We start from the raw sequence: 18,826 nt of genomic DNA, 5'->3' as shown, positions 1-18,826 counted from the left end.
TATGAGTAAGTACGATTTAGTGATTATAGGTAGTGGCCCCGGAGGATATGTTGCGGCCATCAGAGCAGCTCAGCTTGGCCTTAAAACAGCAATAATAGAAAAATACAATACGCTTGGTGGAACCTGCCTTAATGTGGGATGCATTCCTTCAAAGGCCCTTTTGGACTCCTCTGAACACTATCACAATGCAGATACCACTTTTAAAGAACATGGTATCAAATTGAGCAATCTCGCTGTAGACATGAAACAAATGATCAAGCGAAAGAATGATGTTGTGGACCAAACCTGTAAAGGTGTTGAGTTTCTAATGAAAAAGAATAAAATAGATGTCTTTACCGGAGTAGGATCATTCAAATCTGCCAAGGTAGTTACGGTGACTTCCAGTGATGGCAAATCTCAAGATCTGGAGGCAAAGAATGTCATTATCGCCACAGGATCTAAACCAGTGACGCCTAAAGCTTTTAATTATGATAAAAATAGGGTGATTACTTCTACTGAAGCCCTGAATATTGATAAGCTTCCGAAAAAGATGGTCATCATAGGAGCCGGTGTCATAGGATTGGAGTTAGGTTCCGTTTTTGCCAGATTGGGAACTGAAGTAGACGTTGTGGAATATATGGATTCTATCATCGCTGAGATGGATGTAGATTGTGGAAAAGAATTGAGAAGAGCTTTAAAGAAACTGGGTATCAATTTTCACCTTAAGCACGAGGTTGTAAGTGTCAAGGGAAATAAAACCGCTGTCACTGTTGGTGTGAAAAAGCGAGATTCCGAAGAACAATTTGACATCAAAGCAGACTATTGTCTGATTGCCATTGGAAGAAGACCCTATACGGATGGTCTTGGTTTAGAGAACATCAAGGCTGAAGTAGACGATCGAGGACGGGTCCGGGTAAATGATCATTTGGAAACTGCAGAACCAGGAGTCTATGCCATAGGTGATGTGATACCAGGTGCGATGCTGGCTCACAAAGCTGAAGAAGAAGGAGTATATGTAGCTGAATTGCTGGCAGGTCAAAAGCCTCATATAGATTACAACCTCATACCGGGTGTTGTATATACATGGCCTGAAGTGGCCGCTGTCGGTAAGACGGAGCAACAACTTAAGGAAGAAGGGAAAGCATATAAGTCGGGAAAATTTCCTTTTAAAGCTCTGGGCAGAGCGCGTGCGTCCATGGATACTGACGGAATGATCAAGGTCCTGGCAGATAAAGAAACGGATGAAATTCTGGGTGTTCATATGGTAGGTCCCAGAGTGGCTGATGTCATCATGGAAGCCGTAGCTCTAATGGAGTTTAGAGCCAGTGCTGAAGATATGGCAAGAATCTGTCATCCACATCCCACCTATACAGAAGCAGCCAAAGAAGCTGCACTTGCTGCAACGGGAGATCGCGCGCTACATATATAGGTATTAATAAAAAGTAGTAAGGAAATAAAAAGGCGCTGGCTCTCTAAAGAGTCCAGCACCTATTAGGTTTTAAGAGGCAACTAAGTCTTAGCTTAGCATAAATAAATTAAGTTAAGACCATACTTTTTTTGGGGTTTATCGCTCATTGTGTCTTGCCATCAAAGATACATTTTAAGTTTATTCATTCTATACGTAAAAATACCTGTTTTCGGATTATCGGGTTATGTAGGTCGTTTACATCGTACTTAAGAATATATCTAATTCTTGAGTCATGAATGGCTTATGTATTGTTAAAAAGACCAAATGAAATTGGCCTTTAACTTCTGGTCCAAGTAATTGATAATCTTGTATCTTGGCCCCACTAAGTGCAATGCAAAATGAAAAAAATATACTTCTGTTTTCTCTTAACAATTTTCGTTCATTCCTTTCTTTCAGCACAGCATCGATCCCTTAAAATTTCGAGCTCAGAAGTAAGTGAGCTTCTCCAAGGCATACCAGATCTTAATTCTATCCATCTTCCCGGGCAGACAGAACCCTATCGCTTAAAATTAAATCCTTCGATCATGGATAAGGAATTGCAGGAGCGATTTCCTAAAATTCAAGTTTATGATGTTTACAATCGTGAAGGAAAAATGATAGGGTCTGTGATCAGAACACCGAAGACCTTTTACTATACCTTAAACTATGAACAGGAGATGATATCGTTTTATCCTGACCATCAGAATGGAGGTTATATACTTGAACATGGAGCGGATAATGATTGGGAGTGCACCACAGAGGAGAAAAAAATCATGAAACAATTCACGAACCGATCAGATATTGGAAAGTATACTTACGGTGATCAATTGCAGAGTTTCAGATTAGCCATCATTACGACAGGTGAATTCTATGAGCAGCACGGTAATGATGACAATGTAGTCATGGGAGAAATCATTAAAACATTTAATGGGGTCAACCGAATTTTTGAGCGAGACTTTTCGATTAATTTTACCCTGACAGGAAGGGTGAAATTATTTGCTGATAAAGAGACTGATCCATTTACACCAGTCATCGGAACTAGTGCTTCAAGCAGAACCATTCAATCTGCAAGAGCTTTTCAAGATGAATTTGATTTCGATTCTTATGACCTGGGAATAACCTTCAATGCCAATAGCGAAGGATGGCCAGGTGGTGGAAGAGCTATTATTCGGGCCGCTTGCGATCCTGGATCTACAAGCAACGGACCTACAAAAGCCAGGATTTGGGCTACCAGTGATGGCATTGCTGAAAATGCTTTTACCGTGTTGGTTACTCATGAATTGGGTCATGCTTTTGGTGCAAGACACACGATGAACTCAGATTCTGAGTTTTGTGATGAAGCTGTCCATGAGGACAATGCCTATGAAATAGGAAGTGGAAACACCATCATGTCCTACGCTGGTCGCTGTGAAGATGGAGACGATTATGTCTTGCCTGCAGAGCCTGTCAACAACTACTTTCATTTCTCCAGTTTGTATTTGATGAGCCAGTATATAGAAACACTGGATTGTCAGTTAGTGATTCCAACGGTAAATACACCACCAGATCTGACCGTTAATCCATGTGAACAGGAATCATTTCAGATTCCTTTAAACACGCCATTTTCTGTGACTGCAGATGCGAGTGACCCGGAAGGTGACGATTTGACTTATGTGTGGGAACAATTTGATGAAGACGGACTTGGCAAGCCGAACATTGGATTTTTAGGCCTGGATGCTGCAAATAGCGCTATAGGTCCTTTGTTCAGAGGTTATGCTCCCAGCAATAATCCGAGGAGGGATTTCCCCAGATTCTTTAATTTCTTTTTTCAGGATCCTTTTGAAAGCCTTTCCAGAGTGCCCAGGGATCTGACACTAAGGTGTACGGTTAGGGATAACAATGCCGAAGGAGGAAATTTTACAAGTGATGAAATAACTGTGGAAGTGGTGGACGCAGGTCCTATGATGATTGAAATAGACAGTTTGATCGATACCATCGTTGGTGGTGAGACCATAAATCTGACCTGGAACAATGATGGGGTATCTGATTTATGCGACAACGTAGATGTTTCGCTGATTTCTCTTACTGATCCTAATATTGTGATTCCGGTGGCGACCAATTTGCCCTATACTCAATTGGGTCTGGAGTATTTTGTAGCTCCCGGCTTCAGCATCGACGGTGACTTTCATTTTAAAATAGAATGTCATATTTCAGATTGTTTTTCTTTCTATAATTATTCACGTCCTTTTTTCTCGCGTACCAACAACTGCCCACCTACAGAGCTGTATTTTACCTGTGGAATCGATGATGTAACGGCAAATATTGGAGATGAGATATTAAATTTTAGTTCAGCTGAAAGTTTCTCGGGTATTTCCAGGTTTGAAAAGGAAATTGTTTTGGAAAGTACGGATCAGGTGGCACCCTTCATTCGACTATCTTTAATTGATGAATGTGAAACACTGGTTTTTCCTTCCGGAAACCCCGTGACAAGGAATTTTGAATTTTTAAACTTCCATGTTTCAGAGAGTGGAAGTTATAGAATAAGAAACAATACCTCACCCTTTGCAGGCTTCATTGTATACGATGCAGAAACATATCATGAGAATGACCCTTGTGCTTCATTCATTGGCACCAACGTATCAGAGTCCATTAACAATCCGGGGACGCTGACTACAACGGTCAGAGAATGGATAGATATCGATCTTGATCCTTGTAAAGATTATTTGTTAGGTATCACCAAACTCGAAAATGAAGACTTGACATTTTCAGTCTCTATAACTGGTTCTTCACCGATAAGTATTGAACAAGGAAACGAGCTTGACAACACTTTCTATTATGTGGTGGAAGATCAGGATGGAGTAATAGAAAGCATTCAGCAGGACTCGGATTTCAGAACTTTGAGGCAAGGTCAAAGAAAAGTGTATACCATTACCGTAGACCCTGAAACCTTCATCCCGGAGGATTGGGTCGGACGTCTGCTCATAGATTTGGGTATTGAAGGAGTATGCGTAGGAAGAAGCTCAAATGCAGCTGATTTGCTCATTATTAACCCTTTACCTGATGAAGACATGGATGGCTACCATACAGATGAGGATTGTAATGACAATGATCCGAACATCAATCCAGGAGAAACAGAAATTTTAAATAATGCCATAGATGAGAACTGTGATGGGATCATCGAAGGGGTGGATGAAGATATGGACGGATTCGTGCTGGGAGTAGATTGCGATGATACAAATGCAGCCATTAATCCCGAGGCTGAGGAAATTTTCAATAATGACATCGATGAGGATTGTGATGGCGTGGCCAATGTGATCGATGAAGACATGGATGGTTTTCACTCCGATGAAGATTGCGATGACTCTAATCCAAACATCAATCCGGGTGCTGAGGAAGTTTTCAATAATGACATCGATGAGGATTGCGATGGCGTGGCCAATGTGATCGATGAAGACATGGATGGATTCAACTCCGATGAAGATTGTGACGACACTAATCCAAACATCAATCCGGGGGCTGATGAGATTGCCAACAACGACGTAGATGAAAATTGTGATGGTGAAGTGGCCGTCATTGATGAGGATATGGATGGTTTTAACTCCGATGAAGATTGTGATGATTCGAATGCAGACATCAATCCATCAGCGGAAGAAATTCCCGGTAATCCGGTAGATGAAAATTGTGACGGCATCGTCCTGAATTTTGATGCAGATATGGATGGCTTTAACTCTGAAGATGACTGTGATGACAACAATGCAGCCATCAATCCTGAAGCAGAGGAAATTCCCAACAATGACATCGATGAGAATTGTGATGGAGTTTTACTTATCATAGACGAAGATATGGATGGTTTTAATTCTGATGAAGATTGTAATGATCAGGACTCATTAATAAACCCATTGGCCACTGAGATTCCCAACAATGATATCGATGAAAATTGTGACGGCGCGGTTATAGTCATCGATCAGGACATGGATGGTTTCAATTCTGACGTAGATTGTGACGATTCTAATGCAGCCATTAATCCTATGGCTCAAGAAATTCCGAATAACGATATCGATGAGGATTGTGACGGCGTAGCACAGGTAATTGATGAAGACATGGATGGTTTTAATTCAGACGAGGATTGCAACGATCAGGATTCATTGATCAACCCTGGCGCAATGGAAATTCCTAACAATGACATCGATGAAAACTGCAATGGAGAATTTGCCTACACCGATGAAGATATGGATGGCTTCAATGGTTCCGTAGATTGCAACGACCAGGACTCACTCATTTATCCTGGAGCACCAGAGATCGCCGGGAACGGTATAGATGAAGATTGCGACGGAGAAGATTTGATCAGTAGTGTAAGTGAGGAGGAATTCTTGGTCAATGTAGAGGTATTCCCCAATCCTGCGAATCAATTTGTGATCATTACTTCTCCCCAGGTTGACATAAAAGTTCATATCATGAGCATCCATGGTCAACAGATTTATTTTTCTCAAGCCTATGGTACAACAGAACGCATTCAGATTAGAGAATGGCCAGCAGGCCTATATTTTATCCATGTCTATGACAATGAAAATGAATTCCGGGGAATCAAAAAATTGGTAAAATTATAAGGACTAAGAAAATTGATCTAGAAAATCAAAAATGGCAGGGAAATAGAGGTCAGGACGATCAAGCCAACCATAGTGACTGCATTCAGGCATCATGACCAATTTTGAATGGGGAAAGATAGCATGTGCCTCTTTGGCCGATGCAGGATCTACCACATCATGAACACCATGTAAAATTAAAACTGGCTTTTCAAACATGGCCATCCTTTCTTTAAGGTCATAATCGATAGATCTCATATTCCTCCACACCAAACTATTGAGTGCCAAGTCTCCCTGGGTCAGTCTTTCAGCGACGACAGGAACATGGTGCTTTTTCTCAAGATAAGCTGGTGCCAACCAGGTCGCCCTTTGAAGTCTGGCAAAGGCAGTGGTGTCTCCCTCTCTTATTTTACGACTCCAGAAACTTAAGGAGTCCCTTTGAATACTAGTGAGTCTTTCATTAATCAGCGATGTTCCTAATATCGACAAATCCAGCCCACCGGATGAAGACAGTATTAAACCTGTCACTTTTTCCGGATGCTTTGATACATAGTAACTGCCTAACATTCCTCCAAAAGAATGTCCCATCACTACCCATTCATCTATTTCAAGGTTTTGGCGTAATTTTTCGATGTCTTGAGTCATCAAGTCAAGCGTAATGTTTTCTTCATTTAAATCAGGAAGTGGTGTTTGACCTGTGCCCCTTTGATCATAGATGATGACACTGTTTTTAACGGCTAATTTTTTAGCCAATCCTCGAAATCCTTCACTACTAAAGCCAGGGCCACCATTGATTAACAATATGGGGAAACCTTCTCCATAAACTTCGTAATGGGTTTCTATTTCCTGCGCACTTAGACTTAACCAAAGTACGACGCCAATCAACGTAATTAGACTTTTCATAGCATGAAATATAGATTATTTCGGGCGTGTATAAGATTGATTTAGATGAAACATCGCTACATTTATACAAAGAACTACAACTTCTATGTCGAAACTGAAGATTGAAAAGATAGAAATCATACCCATTCAGATTGAACTCAACGAACCATTTGTGATTTCTAAGGGACCCCTGACTCATGCCAGAAATACGGTTGTCATTATTTATGCCAATGGGCTTTATGGTACCGGAGAGTGTTGTCCTTACCGTACTATTCATGGGGAAACTCAAAAAGGAACGGTAGCCGCCGGCAAAGATCTGGCTGAATTATTGATCGGGGAAGATGCCCGTGAAATCCACAGACTGGTGAGCAAACTGGATAGAGCCCTTGCTGGAAATGCTTCTATTAAAGCTGCTTTTGATATGGCACTATATGACCTGAATGCAAAAGCCGTTGATCTACCCTTATTTCGCTACTTGCAGGGCTCGGATGACAAGAAAATATATACCGATATGACGGTCAGCCTATTAGAGAAGGGCAAGATGGCCGAAAAAGCTGCAAAATACGCTGCCGATGGATTTCCAGTATTGAAAGTCAAACTGGGAGATCGACCGGCTGCGAACGACATTGAAAGAATTGCAGGAATCAGAGTGGCCATAGGGCAGGAAATTCCGCTCAGAATTGATGCCAATCAGGGATGGAATTACCTGGAAGCCATCAGGGTACTTCGGGGAATCGAAGACATGAACATCGAACATTGCGAGGCACCAGTTCCAGCAGGCAACATTAAAGACAGACGACGCCTGGTTAAGGAAAGTCCTATTCCTATCATGGCTGATGAGGCTGTATTTAATCATCATGATGCTTTTTTGAACTTGACTGAAAATGCAGCCGACTTGATCAATATCAAGTTGGGCAAAGCAGGTGGTATCCTACATTCCATGAAAATTGCCGCCATTGCACAGTCGGCTGGCGTTTATTGCCAGGTGGGGTCATTTTCGGAAACCAGATTGGGCATATCTGCACTTACACATTTTGCCATGGTATGGGATAATATTATCTACTATGATCTGGACTCCCCACTGATGCAGTCTGAAGATCCCATTGAGGGTGGAATGGTCTACCATAAGGACTGGCAGGTGACTGTCGATGAGACCCCTGGGATCGGTGCGTCATTTGATCTTAAATTCCTGAAAAAGTTTGAAAAGTTAACTATTAAATAAAACGCTTAACTTAGGAACTAAACAACCGAATTTGTGATTATCGCAAATGAACTAAATTATTAATAATGAAAGATTTAAAGTTTACATTTTTGATCACTTTTTTATTGGCACTTTTCACTTTTTCTTCCTGGGCGCAAGTCGACGAAATGGAAGCACAGATGAGCCTTGGCGATAAGAACGCTCTGGTGGTAGACATACAAAACGTGGATAAGAAACAATTGGAATCCTTCTTTAAGGACTACTTTAGAGAATATGGTAAAGTGAAGTACAATCGAAAGGCTTCAGAATACTATATCACTGAGGCAGAGCTTAAGCCAGTTTCAAACGACAAGGTGGATGTCTATGCTAAAATGGAAGACTTAAATAAGGCTGCCAGACTGATGGTATGGATCGATAACGGCACTGGATTTCTAAATTCTACGGATCATGAGAAAGCATACGATGCTGCTGCGGGAATGCTGGTTGATTTTGACATTTATGTAGAGAAATCATTGATCGAAGAAGAGTTAAAAGATGCCGAACGAGCGCTTGACAAAATGGAGCGCGATGCCAGACAATTGGAAAAAGATGAGGAGAAGTACAAGGAAACCATTGAAGATGCAAAAAAGAAAATAACAGAAATGCAGGAGGCACTTGTTGAAAACGAACGAGCACAAGATGACAAGTCTTCTGAGATCAAAATCCACAAAGAAGCCATCGAAGAAATAAGAGAGAAGTTGAACAACGTGGGAAAAAATAAAAAGGTCAAAATGTAATTTCTAACATTTTCATTTTTTTTGGCGGTTCAATGTTCCCATTGGCCTACAAAGAAAAAAAACCTCGCTTTTCCAGCTAATGACTTGAAAATTAGCGTTGTAAGATTCCATTGATACATATTTAATAAAATAAATATATGTCAATGGAATTTTTTATTTATTATCATTTGTTTTAATATTTAGGAAATGAAGAGTTATGCACATTGATTCCCAGTTTTCCACATTTTACCAACGAAGTTTTAGCGGATACAAAAATCATAGTGATCAATTTATTATAGATTTGTCCCGCGAAACTAAAACGAGATAATGGCAGATCAACCTAAATCCTTATTGTCATCCACCAGGAATTTGAAAGCCTATAAAAATGAAGCCGAGGCGGCTGCATTGGGATATGGTAGAGTACTTCCACAAGCCATTCCACTGGAAGAGGCCGTGTTAGGTGCCATCATGGTCGACAAGGACGGACTGACGTCGGTTATCGATATTCTAAGAAAAGAAAGTTTCTACAAAGAAGAGCACAAAAACATCTACGAGGTCATGTTGGAGCTTTTCGAAAAGTCTCAACCCATCGATTTGCTCACAGTTCACGAAGCGCTTAAAAAATCAGGGACATTGGAGGCAACAGGTGGCGTGAATTATCTCATGGACCTTACCCATAGAGTAGCTTCGGCTGCCAACATTGAGTATCACGCAAGAATTGTTGCTCAGAAGTATATCCAGCGAGAATTAATCAGAGTGTCCACAGAAACGGTGAAGGAGTCTTTTGAAGATACCACTGATGTATTCGAGTTATTGGATAAAGCTGAGCGAAACCTATATGAAATTACAGAGCAGAACCTTAGTACCGGATTTGAATCATTAAAGGCTTTGGCAGTAAAGGCACGGAATGAAATTGAAACTGTCAGCGCCAAAACAGATGGTTTGACAGGCGTTCCTACAGGTTTTGAAGAGTTGGATAAAATGACTTCTGGCTGGCAGAAATCAGATTTGATCATTGTAGCAGCTAGACCCGGTATGGGAAAGACTGCCTATACTTTGTCGCTGGCTCACAATGCGGCTAAATTTGGTAAAGGTGTGGCCGTATTTTCATTAGAGATGGCCAATTTGCAGTTGGTGAATCGTTTAATTGCCATGGAAGCGGAGGTCGATTCACGTTCTCTGAGAAATGGAGATCTATCAGAAGAAGAGTGGAATAGATTGCATGCTGCGGTGGAAAGATTATCTGAATTGCCCATATATATAGATGATACTCCGGGGATCAATATTTTCGAATTAAGAGCTAAGTGTAGAAGGCTTAAGCAAAATCATAATATCGAAATGATCATCATTGATTACCTTCAATTGATGACAGGTGCACCGAATGGTGGCGGCGGAAACAGGGAGCAGGAAATTTCTACCATCTCAAGAGCGCTGAAAGGTTTGGCCAAAGAATTAAATGTGCCGGTCATGGCACTTTCACAATTGAGTAGGGCTGTAGAAACCAGAGGTGGAAACAAGCGACCACAGTTATCGGATTTAAGGGAATCAGGAGCCATTGAGCAGGATGCAGATATGGTGACGTTCATTTATCGGTCGGCCTATTATGATTTAGAGCCGGAAGACCCATCAGTTCCAAGAGATGCGGCAGAGATTATTATTTCCAAGCATAGGAATGGATCCCTTGGTTCTGTCTTCCTCAAATTTATTCCTCAATTCGTCAAGTTTACAGAACCAGATAGCATGGGATTTGGTGAGCTTCCGACCATGGGAGATCCATTCAGTTCCGGAATTGTGACCAGACCTTCTAAAATGAATGACGATAGTGGCGGATTGGGTGATATACCATTCTAGAAATGCGATTGAATAAATACATATCACACTGTGGTGTAACTTCACGTAGAAAAGCCGGCGACCTGGTTAAGGCTGGTAAGGTTTATGTCAATGGCTCCATTGAGAAAAACCCTTCTTATATGGTTCAGGAAGGTGATGAAGTTAAATACAATGGCAAGACCCTGGCGCTGGAAGAAAACAAGGTCTACATTCTGATGAACAAACCCAAAAATACGGTTACGACACTTTCAGATGAAAATGGCAGAATGACGGTGAGGAACATTATAGGTGATAAAGTCAGAGAGAGGATCTATCCTGTAGGGCGACTGGACAGAATGACAACCGGCCTCTTGCTGTTAACCAATGATGGTGATTTGGCCACTAGATTAGCGCATCCCTCGGGTGAGGTTAAAAAGTTTTACAGAGCGGTTTTGGACAAAGCCATCAGTCAGGAAGATCTCTTGAAAATCAGGAATGGGTTGACCCTGGAGGATGGATTCATTAAAGTGGATGGTGTAGATATGGTTAAGGATACTGACGGGATGCAGGTCGGTATTGAGCTACATTCCGGAAGAAACCGGATCATCAGACGGATCTTTGAGCATTTGGGATATACAGTGGTCAGACTGGATCGAGAGTATTACGCTGGTTTGACCAAGAAGGACTTGAAGCGAGGATGGTGGCGGCATCTCACTGATCGGGAGGTGGTGATGCTGAAACATTTTGTATAGTCAATTAGTCTTGAACGCATCTGACTGAAATAAGTAAATTTTAGAAAATTAGTATTTAGCAGGTACCCCTTCTCCAGGCAGCGTCGCCTTGATAAATGCTCGCAAATCGTTATTGGCTTTTTCCAGATCCTCCCTTCTTAAATACATCATATGACCACTCTCATAGCCCTTGAAACTAAGGCGATCTTTCATTCGACCAGATGGATCGAGCTGCCACATGTTGTATTTGGCATTGAAATAGGTAGTGGCACCGTCGTAGTAACCTGATTGAGTCAACACATGTAAATATGGGTTTTGAGCCATCGCCTGTCTTAAATTCTCGCCCGTTTGATCGCCGGATCTGTCCCATGGTCTCACTGGTCCAAACATGTTGTACTTCACATCAGTATCATAATTCAGATAATTCTTAAAGTAATGATTGATGGCAGGTGTGAATGAATGAAGCCATGATGTCAATTCCGAGTTGAAATCCGGCCTCGTTCCCGCAGCTGTCTTGTCCAGTCCCTTGTATCTGGAATCTAGCCGCCCTATGGTATACCCCTCTTCTCTTAACAATTCCTTCCAGAAAAATCCAGTTCCCACATCTAAGTTGTTGTCCAGTATCGCTTGCTTTGACAATCCGGAATAGTAAGCCATTTTTTCTGCAACCTCCTCACGTTTTGAATCTTCCAAAAAGCCACCTTTGGCAATTGCGGGAATCAAATCATTGATGGCATATTCCTCGACTTCTTCCAGCATTTCAGTAAGGGGTTTGTTCTGCAGTTCCGGAGCCAATTTATTATGATACCAGGCTGCTGCTGCAAAGTAAGGAAGTCTGTTACCGGCTTCTACAGCACCTTCCCTTTTGATACCCAGCCCTGTTGGTGATACCAGGACAATGCCATTGAGATACATCCACTCGTTGTTTTGTAATGCAAGTGCTAATCCTGAAACCCTGGTCGTACCATAACTTTCACCAATCAGATATTTAGGTGAGGTCCATCTATTGTGTCGTGTAACAAAGGTGCTGATCCATTCTGCGAGGTACTTAATGTCTTGATTAACACCGAAATAATCTTCTTTTTTGGCTTCAGGATGGATAAGCCGAGAATATCCGGTATTGACTGGATTGACAAATACGATGTCAGCGACATCCAGCACTGAGAATGGGTTTTCCTTAATTCCATAAGGTTGAATAGGATAGCCTTCATCATCAATTTTCAAAATTCGGGGACCTGTGTAGGCAATATGCATCCACACTGAAGCTGAACCGGGACCTCCATTGAAGGAGATCAGAAGCGGTCGAGTGGTATTGTCATCTACATCCGTTCTTTCATAATAGGTATAAAAAAGCGCTGCGTCTATTTCATTATTTTCATTCCAGACCGGCTGGGTGCCTGTGGTTGCTCTATATGGAAAAGTTTTACCATTGATGGTCGCCTTGTGCTCTGTGATGACCACGGAATCCGGAGCAAGCATTCTTTTTTGTCCAATAGATAAAGTAGCAAAACAGCATACGGCAACAAAAGTGAGTAGTAATTTCATAAGATCATTGGTTAGAACCTCGAATATAGTCAATTCGATTTCATTAGAAAACCTGATTGAAGGAGTTTGGGGAAAATTACCATTGGCATCGTGGTTTTATTTTAGAGTTTGATCAATTTTTGAATAGCCACACCTTGAGCAGATATCACTTGCAAATAATACACTCCTGCCTTTAACCGATCAATATTGATTTGCTGTTGTTCCCCGTTAATCTCTGATACTATTTTACCTCCCTGATCAAGAATTTGAATGTTTCGGATCGTCTTTACATCTGTTTTTAAGGTAATTTGATCTCTGGCAGGATTAGGATAGATTTTAAGGTCAATGGCATCTGGGCGTTCAGCATCGAATGTAGCGGATTGCATCTGTACTGCCACATCGTCCATACAAAAAAAGGCCGGGGTGTTCATTCCGAAAGCTCCTACATCACTAGATGATAAAGAAAAGACAAGACTGTCGGCCTGCCCGAGAGCACTGATGTCTACGAATGTCCAATCTTTGACCACATAGTCTAAAGAATGATCTTCAAATCGGTAATCTGCAAGATAAAAATCTATACTGTCACTGGAAATGACTCCATCAAGTATGGTTTTGATGGTCAATTTTAAGAAATCAGGATCTTCACCCGTTTCACCACCAAATCTTTTGGCAAATGCGTCTCCATTTAGCATACTTAAAGCCGTATAAGTACTATTGGTCAGGTATAGGGAACTGAACCCGGATGCACTTGTGTTTTGATTCAATCCTATTTTTACCGGATTAAAAGCACTGGCAACCGCATAAGTATCAGACTGATGTCCACTGCCTGCAAAGGCGCTGGTAGAGTTTGAATTACCTTCAGTCAGTGTATCTGTCATAGAGGAAATGGCCCAATCAGTAAAGTAATCGCCAAATTCAGATTCAAAGAAATTATTTTTCAAAGTGATCTCACCAGATTCGAAGACACCAGCTTCTCCGGCATCAATAAGGGCAGAATCCACGCCAATGTTATAGTTTTCAAAATCTGCTAAAATCTGCCCATGAGCCCATTGACATAAAAGCAAACAAATTGTAAAGGTTAAAATCTTCATATTAATATTTAGTAAATGTATAACTTAATGCAATCTCAAAATTTCTTCCCGGCATTGGCCTTCTCTCGATAATGCGGTAGTTTTTGTTCCATACATTGCGCAATTGGGCTTCCAAAACAAAAGAACCGGTCTGATAGGAGACATCAAAATCTCCAATGGTATATCCGTCTAAGTGGTCATTAATGCCGCTTGTTTTACCTACAAGAATCTGCCTGTAGCTGAGTTTAATATTGCGAAATTGGAAATGATATTGAAGGTGTCCCTGATGAATCGGGGTATAGAACAATTGGTCGCCTGCATTGATCTTAGGAAATTGCAGAGCCTTTTTGCTTGTGGAAAGGATATAGTTGTAACCCGCATGAAGGTTTTGGGTGAACTTCTCGGCTGTCCAGTTGGTATTGATCTGAAATTCCAAACCTCGACTCCACACTTGATTGATATTGAATGGGCCATCCAAAGTCCATTGAATCCAATTGTTGATTTGTCTGTTGAATACAGTGTTTTCGATCTGCAGGCTCAGGCGATCTTTTGCTTTTTTGTAGGTCAATGTAAATTCCTGGCTCCATCCGGCTTCAGGAAGCAAATCAGGCTTACCACCTGGAACCCAAAATCGATCGTTTAGAGTAGGTAAGCGATAATTTCGACTGATTTTACCCTTCGATGAGATGCCCCCTCCGATGGGAAACGCAAAAGCTGTAGATGGAGTAAATGGAACCAATGCTCCATTGACGACTTCCTGCCTTCCACTGATTTGAAACCATTTGTACTGGTATCGTCCGAACCATGCGGATTTAACCTCAGTGGCATCGTTGGCATAGTTAGCTGGAGATTGGACAGCGGTCCTGAAATGACTGAAACCAAAATTAAAATCATGGTGTGTCCCTAAGTTGATTTCATAGTCTGTGTCTGCTAAAAATGTTTCAAAATGAGTGATGGATTCAATGCCTTGTTGAGGATCGAAATAATTTAAATCTTCTATGTAATAGCCCGCCTTGGCCTTAAGTGTGGTATTTTCTTCATAGTGATTCCAGTGCAAGGTCACTCTGTCTGCACCATCGAATTGATAAGCTTCACTTTTCCGCTGTACGGTGGTGGGTGGATTTTCCCTGTTATTTCTGGATCTCCAGTAGTGTCCGGTTATTTGGTTTTTCTGATCGATCAGCCAATAGAAATCCTGATTTATATTGAGTTGGCGTTGCATCGCATTTTCCTGGGTTCTCAATTCTCCATTGGTTAAAGGATAGGTAAAGTCATTTTGTGCTGTCAAATAGGATATGCTGGAAACAGATTGGAATTTTTTAGAGGCAATTCCAATTTTCAACTTTTCTTCCCAACGACCAAACGATCCATAGGCAAGTCTGTTTTCCACTTGAAACTTACTTTTCAGATGAGGCTTTTGTTGTAGGTCAATCACGCCTCCAATAGCTCCGGAGCCCCACATAGCAGAATGACCTCCCTTTTGCAATTCCATTTTATCCATGGCCCAGGTATCAAGAAGTGAAAGGTCTAACAAGCCCAGAAAGGGATTTTGAATTGGCAGTCCGTTCCATAGGACGAGGGTATGCCCTGCACTTCCGCCCCTAATAGAAGAGGTAGCCAACGAACCAGGGCCATAGTTTTTGATGAATACGGTACTTTGATTTTGAAGCGTATGAGCAACAGATTCTGCATTTTGAAGATTAAATGAGCGGGTAGTTCCTCCCAAATTGTTGGATCTGAGAGAGGGCATCGATATGGTAATGGTATCGATAATTTCCTCCTGCCCATTGACATAGAAGAATCCACTAAAGGATACTAAACAGCATAAGATCCACTTTTTCATCAGTATTGATTTTCAACCTTTCCACCGAAGGTCCGACCATCAAAAAATGTAAAAGGCAGGTCTTCTGACTTGTTTCACTTTTCACGACCTTCCCGAGATCAAATGCTCAGTGGTATTGCAGGTGAAAAGTAGGAGCGAAACTCACAGCTGCGGGGACAGTTTCGGATTTACACCGGATTCCCTTTTAAAACTCAGCAAATTGCTGGTTACCAAATACGGGGATAAAGTTAGGAAAATACCACGATTAATTATGTTTCAGGACCTATGATTGAAGTCCCTTTTATCATTATCGGTATGGATACCAAGATCCATGTGTCAGGCAAACCTATGCTATAAAGCCCTGGATTCTGGTCACTTCCTGCTTCAGATACTTGTAATTTTCTTCTGAAAGTGGGTGCAATGGCAACCTCACTTCGTTCTCGCAAAACCCCAGTACCTTCATGGCTGACTTAATACCTACCGGATTGCCCTCAATATAAAGCCACTTGTGCAGATCATAAAGATCAAGATTGATTTCCTGTGCAGTATTGAAGTCATATTCCAGCGCCGCTCCTATCATCTGGCTAAATTCCATAGGAAATGCATTGGCCATTACTGAAATGACACCCTCTCCACCACATGCAACCATGGCCATGGCCACTTCATCATCACCAGAGGTCACAAAAAAATCATCGGGTCTGTTCTTGATGATTCTGGTTGCCTGAATGAGATCTCCGGATGCTTCTTTAATTCCAATGAATTTTTTACTATCCCTGGCCAACCGTACCGTAGTGGTCCATTGCATATTAGATTGCGTTCTGCCAGGCACATTATATAAAATAATGGGAAGAGGTGAAACCCTCTGGAGGGCCATAAAATGATGATAGATCCCTTCTTGCGAAGGCTTGACGTAAGAAGGGCTGCTGATCAACAAGGCGTCTATGCCCTCAAAATCATATTGCGCTATCTTTTCACAAAGATCGAGGGTGTTGTTGCCCGTGAAATTTCCTGCGACAATGGGCACTCTTTTCGCGGTCACTTTAATCACATGATCAAGCACATTTTTTGCTTCCTGATCATTCAGAGTGGCCGTTTCTCCTGTAGAACCAAGAGCTACAATATAGTCAACACCTCCATCGATGACGTGATTGACAATTTCTGTGAGCGCGTCAAAATCTATTTTTTGATGTTTAAAAGGAGTGATGATGGCTACACCTGTTCCACGATACTTCGATTGCTTCATTTCCTGTAATTATGAGTGTGAAAATAAAACAACTATTGAGAATAATGAACTTTGTGTCCAGGTTATGCTTATACCATTGACTTTCCAACACTCAATTGATCCAATGTATTTTCAAGAATCCGAATGTAGGCTTTCCAGGATTTGTCCTGACCTGGATTGATCACAAGGTCATACAGATCTGAATGTCCTTCCATGACTCCGATCTTAAATTTCGCATTGGATAGGTCAATGATGGCATTGAGTTCCGGTATATTTTCATCATTAAAATTAATGAGAAGGTCAAAATCTTTTTGAATAAAATCAATGACCACAGGGGCTTTGGGGATGTAATACCAGGTAAATGATTTTTGATTAAAAGCCTGAAAGCTAACTTGTTCAGGATGTGCATGATCTGTGAGATAGAGCAAGCTGATATCCTTTCCGATTTGTTGGAGATGGTTAATATAATCTTCGATCACTTTTAAGTTCACTGGATTTCTGCCATCAATCAGAAAGGCGATCCGATCCGAAGGATTGTGTTTGTTTTTATGAGGATTTTCTCTCTTAAACTGGACGCGTTTTCTACGGTACATCCAGGTTTTCATTTTTTCCATTTTCGTCAGGTTTCACTAAGATAAAACAGCTCTATCCTTTCGATATCAATGATACAGAAAGCGTGATCATCTCTCAGATTTAATCTGATACTAGACTAAACGGTTACAACAGTTGAAAATTTTCTCAATGTACGACGATAACATGTACTGTCGTATTAAACAAAGTTATAATATTTATATCTAATTACAAAGGGTAATCTCAGTCTTCCTCGATTATGTCGTACTGGCCCATATTGGCATATTTATCTATCCGCTTCATAACCCGCTCATCAGGCTCCATTTCAAGCAAGGCCGTGATCTCTTTTTTGATGTGGGATTTCAGCTGTTTTGACATTTTCTCTGGATCTGTATGGGCTCCGCCCAATGGTTCTTTGATGATTTCATCAATCAGTCCGAAATGCAACATGTGATCCGCCGTTAATTTTAGTGCTTCGGCAGCTTCTTCTTTATGATCCCAACTTCTCCAAAGTATAGATGAACAAGATTCCGGAGATATGACAGAATACCAGGTGTTTTCGAGCATAAATACTTTGTCTCCCAGACCTATTCCTATGGCCCCACCTGACGCACCTTCACCAATAACGTAGCAAACGACCGGCACCTTGAGTTGAGCCATTTCAATCAAATTCCTGGCAATGGCTTCGGCCTGTCCGCGTTCTTCAGCTTCTAATCCGGGAAATGCGCCGGGAGTGTCTATCAGGCAAACGATGGGCATGTTGAATTTTTCAGCCAACTTCATTAGTCTGAGTGCTTTTCTATAGCCTTCCGGGTTCGCCATGCCGAAATTTCGATATTGGCGCATTTTAGTGTTGACCCCTTTCTGATGTCCAATAAGCATGACACTCATTCCGTCCAGTCTACCGATTCCACCCACGATGGCCTTGTCATCAGCATAGTATCGATCCCCATGCAGCTCTACGAACTTACTACACATGTGTTCTATATAGTGAAGGGTATAAGGTCGCTCAGGATGTCTGGAAAGTTGGACTTTTTGCCAACCTGTAAGATTACCGTAGATTTCCTTCGTTTTGGTTTTGATTTTATTTTCCAGCTCTTTCACCTTGTCACTCACATCGATATCTCCTTCTTCTCCGACTGCTTTGATTTTCTCTAGCTGTTCATAAAGGCTTTCGAGTGGCTTTTCAAATTCTAAGAATACCATATTAACTTTTAAGGTCTGTAATTATGGTGACTATAATTGCGGGGTA

The 18,826-nt window shown here is 41.4% G+C and carries 13 protein-coding genes and 1 riboswitch; of the genes, 6 read left to right on the top strand and 7 right to left on the bottom strand.

Going from position 1 to position 18,826, the window contains the following annotated elements:
• Position 1: 1 nt before the first annotated feature.
• Together lpdA and L2567_RS10110 are read left to right on the top strand one after the other, a co-directional pair.
• On the top strand, positions 2–1,408 hold the full coding sequence (gene lpdA / locus L2567_RS10115) for a dihydrolipoyl dehydrogenase (RefSeq protein ID WP_235297644.1): 1,407 nt from the start codon (positions 2–4) through the stop codon (positions 1,406–1,408).
• 377 nt (positions 1,409–1,785) lie between these two features.
• Complete coding sequence (locus L2567_RS10110) at positions 1,786–6,012, top strand: MopE-related protein (RefSeq protein WP_235297643.1); 4,227 nt, start codon at positions 1,786–1,788, stop codon at positions 6,010–6,012.
• Positions 6,013–6,015: 3 nt separating this feature from the next.
• Here the strand turns inward: L2567_RS10110 and L2567_RS10105 are convergent, their stop codons facing one another.
• Entirely contained in the window at positions 6,016–6,891 is an 876-nt protein-coding gene (locus L2567_RS10105) for an alpha/beta fold hydrolase (protein ID WP_235297642.1), read from the bottom strand.
• 85 nt (positions 6,892–6,976) lie between these two features.
• On the opposite strand from L2567_RS10105, the gene L2567_RS10100 reads away from it, so the two are divergent.
• The 4 genes from L2567_RS10100 (at position 6,977) to L2567_RS10085 (ending at position 11,387) form a co-directional block, all read left to right on the top strand.
• Positions 6,977–8,092: a mandelate racemase/muconate lactonizing enzyme family protein gene (locus L2567_RS10100; protein WP_235297641.1), complete on the top strand. Its 1,116-nt coding sequence runs from the start codon at positions 6,977–6,979 to the stop codon at positions 8,090–8,092.
• Between the two features lie 65 nt (positions 8,093–8,157).
• Positions 8,158–8,847 carry a hypothetical protein gene (locus L2567_RS10095; RefSeq protein WP_235297640.1) on the top strand — a complete coding sequence of 230 codons (690 nt, stop codon included), beginning with the start codon at positions 8,158–8,160 and terminating at the stop codon, positions 8,845–8,847.
• A gap of 306 nt (positions 8,848–9,153) precedes the next feature.
• Positions 9,154–10,677: a replicative DNA helicase gene (gene dnaB / locus L2567_RS10090; RefSeq protein ID WP_235297639.1), complete on the top strand. Its 1,524-nt coding sequence runs from the start codon at positions 9,154–9,156 to the stop codon at positions 10,675–10,677.
• Positions 10,678–10,679: 2 nt separating this feature from the next.
• The gene (locus L2567_RS10085; protein WP_235297638.1) at positions 10,680–11,387 is read left to right on the top strand and encodes a pseudouridine synthase; all 708 of its coding nucleotides are present in this window, start codon (positions 10,680–10,682) and stop codon (positions 11,385–11,387) included.
• Between the two features lie 48 nt (positions 11,388–11,435).
• On the opposite strand, the gene L2567_RS10080 is transcribed toward L2567_RS10085, so the two are convergent.
• The 6 genes from L2567_RS10080 to L2567_RS10055 form a co-directional block, all read right to left on the bottom strand.
• Positions 11,436–12,911 carry a S10 family peptidase gene (locus L2567_RS10080; RefSeq protein ID WP_235297637.1) on the bottom strand — a complete coding sequence of 492 codons (1,476 nt, stop codon included), beginning with the start codon at positions 12,909–12,911 and terminating at the stop codon, positions 11,436–11,438.
• A gap of 101 nt (positions 12,912–13,012) precedes the next feature.
• A complete protein-coding gene (locus tag L2567_RS10075) occupies positions 13,013–13,981 on the bottom strand; it encodes a T9SS type A sorting domain-containing protein (RefSeq protein WP_235297636.1) in 969 nt (322 codons plus the stop codon).
• A 1-nt stretch (position 13,982) separates the two neighbouring features.
• Positions 13,983–15,803, bottom strand: a complete 1,821-nt coding sequence (locus L2567_RS10070; RefSeq protein ID WP_235297635.1) for a TonB-dependent receptor — start codon at positions 15,801–15,803, stop codon at positions 13,983–13,985.
• Between the two features lie 37 nt (positions 15,804–15,840).
• Positions 15,841–16,032, bottom strand: a riboswitch (cobalamin riboswitch).
• A gap of 96 nt (positions 16,033–16,128) precedes the next feature.
• Positions 16,129–17,025 (bottom strand): 4-hydroxy-tetrahydrodipicolinate synthase, encoded by an 897-nt coding sequence (gene dapA, locus L2567_RS10065; protein WP_235297634.1) that lies wholly within the window; start codon positions 17,023–17,025, stop codon positions 16,129–16,131.
• A gap of 68 nt (positions 17,026–17,093) precedes the next feature.
• Positions 17,094–17,618, bottom strand: coding sequence for a DUF6913 domain-containing protein (locus L2567_RS10060; protein WP_235297633.1), 525 nt, complete (start codon positions 17,616–17,618; stop codon positions 17,094–17,096).
• 199 nt (positions 17,619–17,817) lie between these two features.
• Positions 17,818–18,780: an acetyl-CoA carboxylase carboxyltransferase subunit alpha gene (locus tag L2567_RS10055; RefSeq protein WP_235297632.1), complete on the bottom strand. Its 963-nt coding sequence runs from the start codon at positions 18,778–18,780 to the stop codon at positions 17,818–17,820.
• Positions 18,781–18,826: the final 46 nt, after the last annotated feature.

It is taken from the genome of Portibacter marinus (assembly GCF_021533195.1).
GTDB lineage: Bacteria > Bacteroidota > Bacteroidia > Chitinophagales > Saprospiraceae > Portibacter > Portibacter marinus.
The sequence above is the reverse complement of the archived record's forward strand: the minus strand, read 5'-3'. Positions and strand labels throughout refer to the sequence as shown.

What these genes read in the sequence shown, in the direction of transcription:
- lpdA (WP_235297644.1), top strand. Translation starts at nt 2, where the DNA reads ATGAGTAAGTACGATTTAGTGATTATAGGTAGTGGCCCCGGAGGATAT.
- L2567_RS10110 (WP_235297643.1), top strand. Translation starts at nt 1,786, where the DNA reads ATGAAAAAAATATACTTCTGTTTTCTCTTAACAATTTTCGTTCATTCC.
- L2567_RS10105 (WP_235297642.1), bottom strand. Translation starts at nt 6,891, where the DNA reads ATGAAAAGTCTAATTACGTTGATTGGCGTCGTACTTTGGTTAAGTCTA.
- L2567_RS10100 (WP_235297641.1), top strand. Translation starts at nt 6,977, where the DNA reads ATGTCGAAACTGAAGATTGAAAAGATAGAAATCATACCCATTCAGATT.
- L2567_RS10095 (WP_235297640.1), top strand. Translation starts at nt 8,158, where the DNA reads ATGAAAGATTTAAAGTTTACATTTTTGATCACTTTTTTATTGGCACTT.
- dnaB (WP_235297639.1), top strand. Translation starts at nt 9,154, where the DNA reads ATGGCAGATCAACCTAAATCCTTATTGTCATCCACCAGGAATTTGAAA.
- L2567_RS10085 (WP_235297638.1), top strand. Translation starts at nt 10,680, where the DNA reads ATGCGATTGAATAAATACATATCACACTGTGGTGTAACTTCACGTAGA.
- L2567_RS10080 (WP_235297637.1), bottom strand. Translation starts at nt 12,911, where the DNA reads ATGAAATTACTACTCACTTTTGTTGCCGTATGCTGTTTTGCTACTTTA.
- L2567_RS10075 (WP_235297636.1), bottom strand. Translation starts at nt 13,981, where the DNA reads ATGAAGATTTTAACCTTTACAATTTGTTTGCTTTTATGTCAATGGGCT.
- L2567_RS10070 (WP_235297635.1), bottom strand. Translation starts at nt 15,803, where the DNA reads ATGAAAAAGTGGATCTTATGCTGTTTAGTATCCTTTAGTGGATTCTTC.
- dapA (WP_235297634.1), bottom strand. Translation starts at nt 17,025, where the DNA reads ATGAAGCAATCGAAGTATCGTGGAACAGGTGTAGCCATCATCACTCCT.
- L2567_RS10060 (WP_235297633.1), bottom strand. Translation starts at nt 17,618, where the DNA reads ATGGAAAAAATGAAAACCTGGATGTACCGTAGAAAACGCGTCCAGTTT.
- L2567_RS10055 (WP_235297632.1), bottom strand. Translation starts at nt 18,780, where the DNA reads ATGGTATTCTTAGAATTTGAAAAGCCACTCGAAAGCCTTTATGAACAG.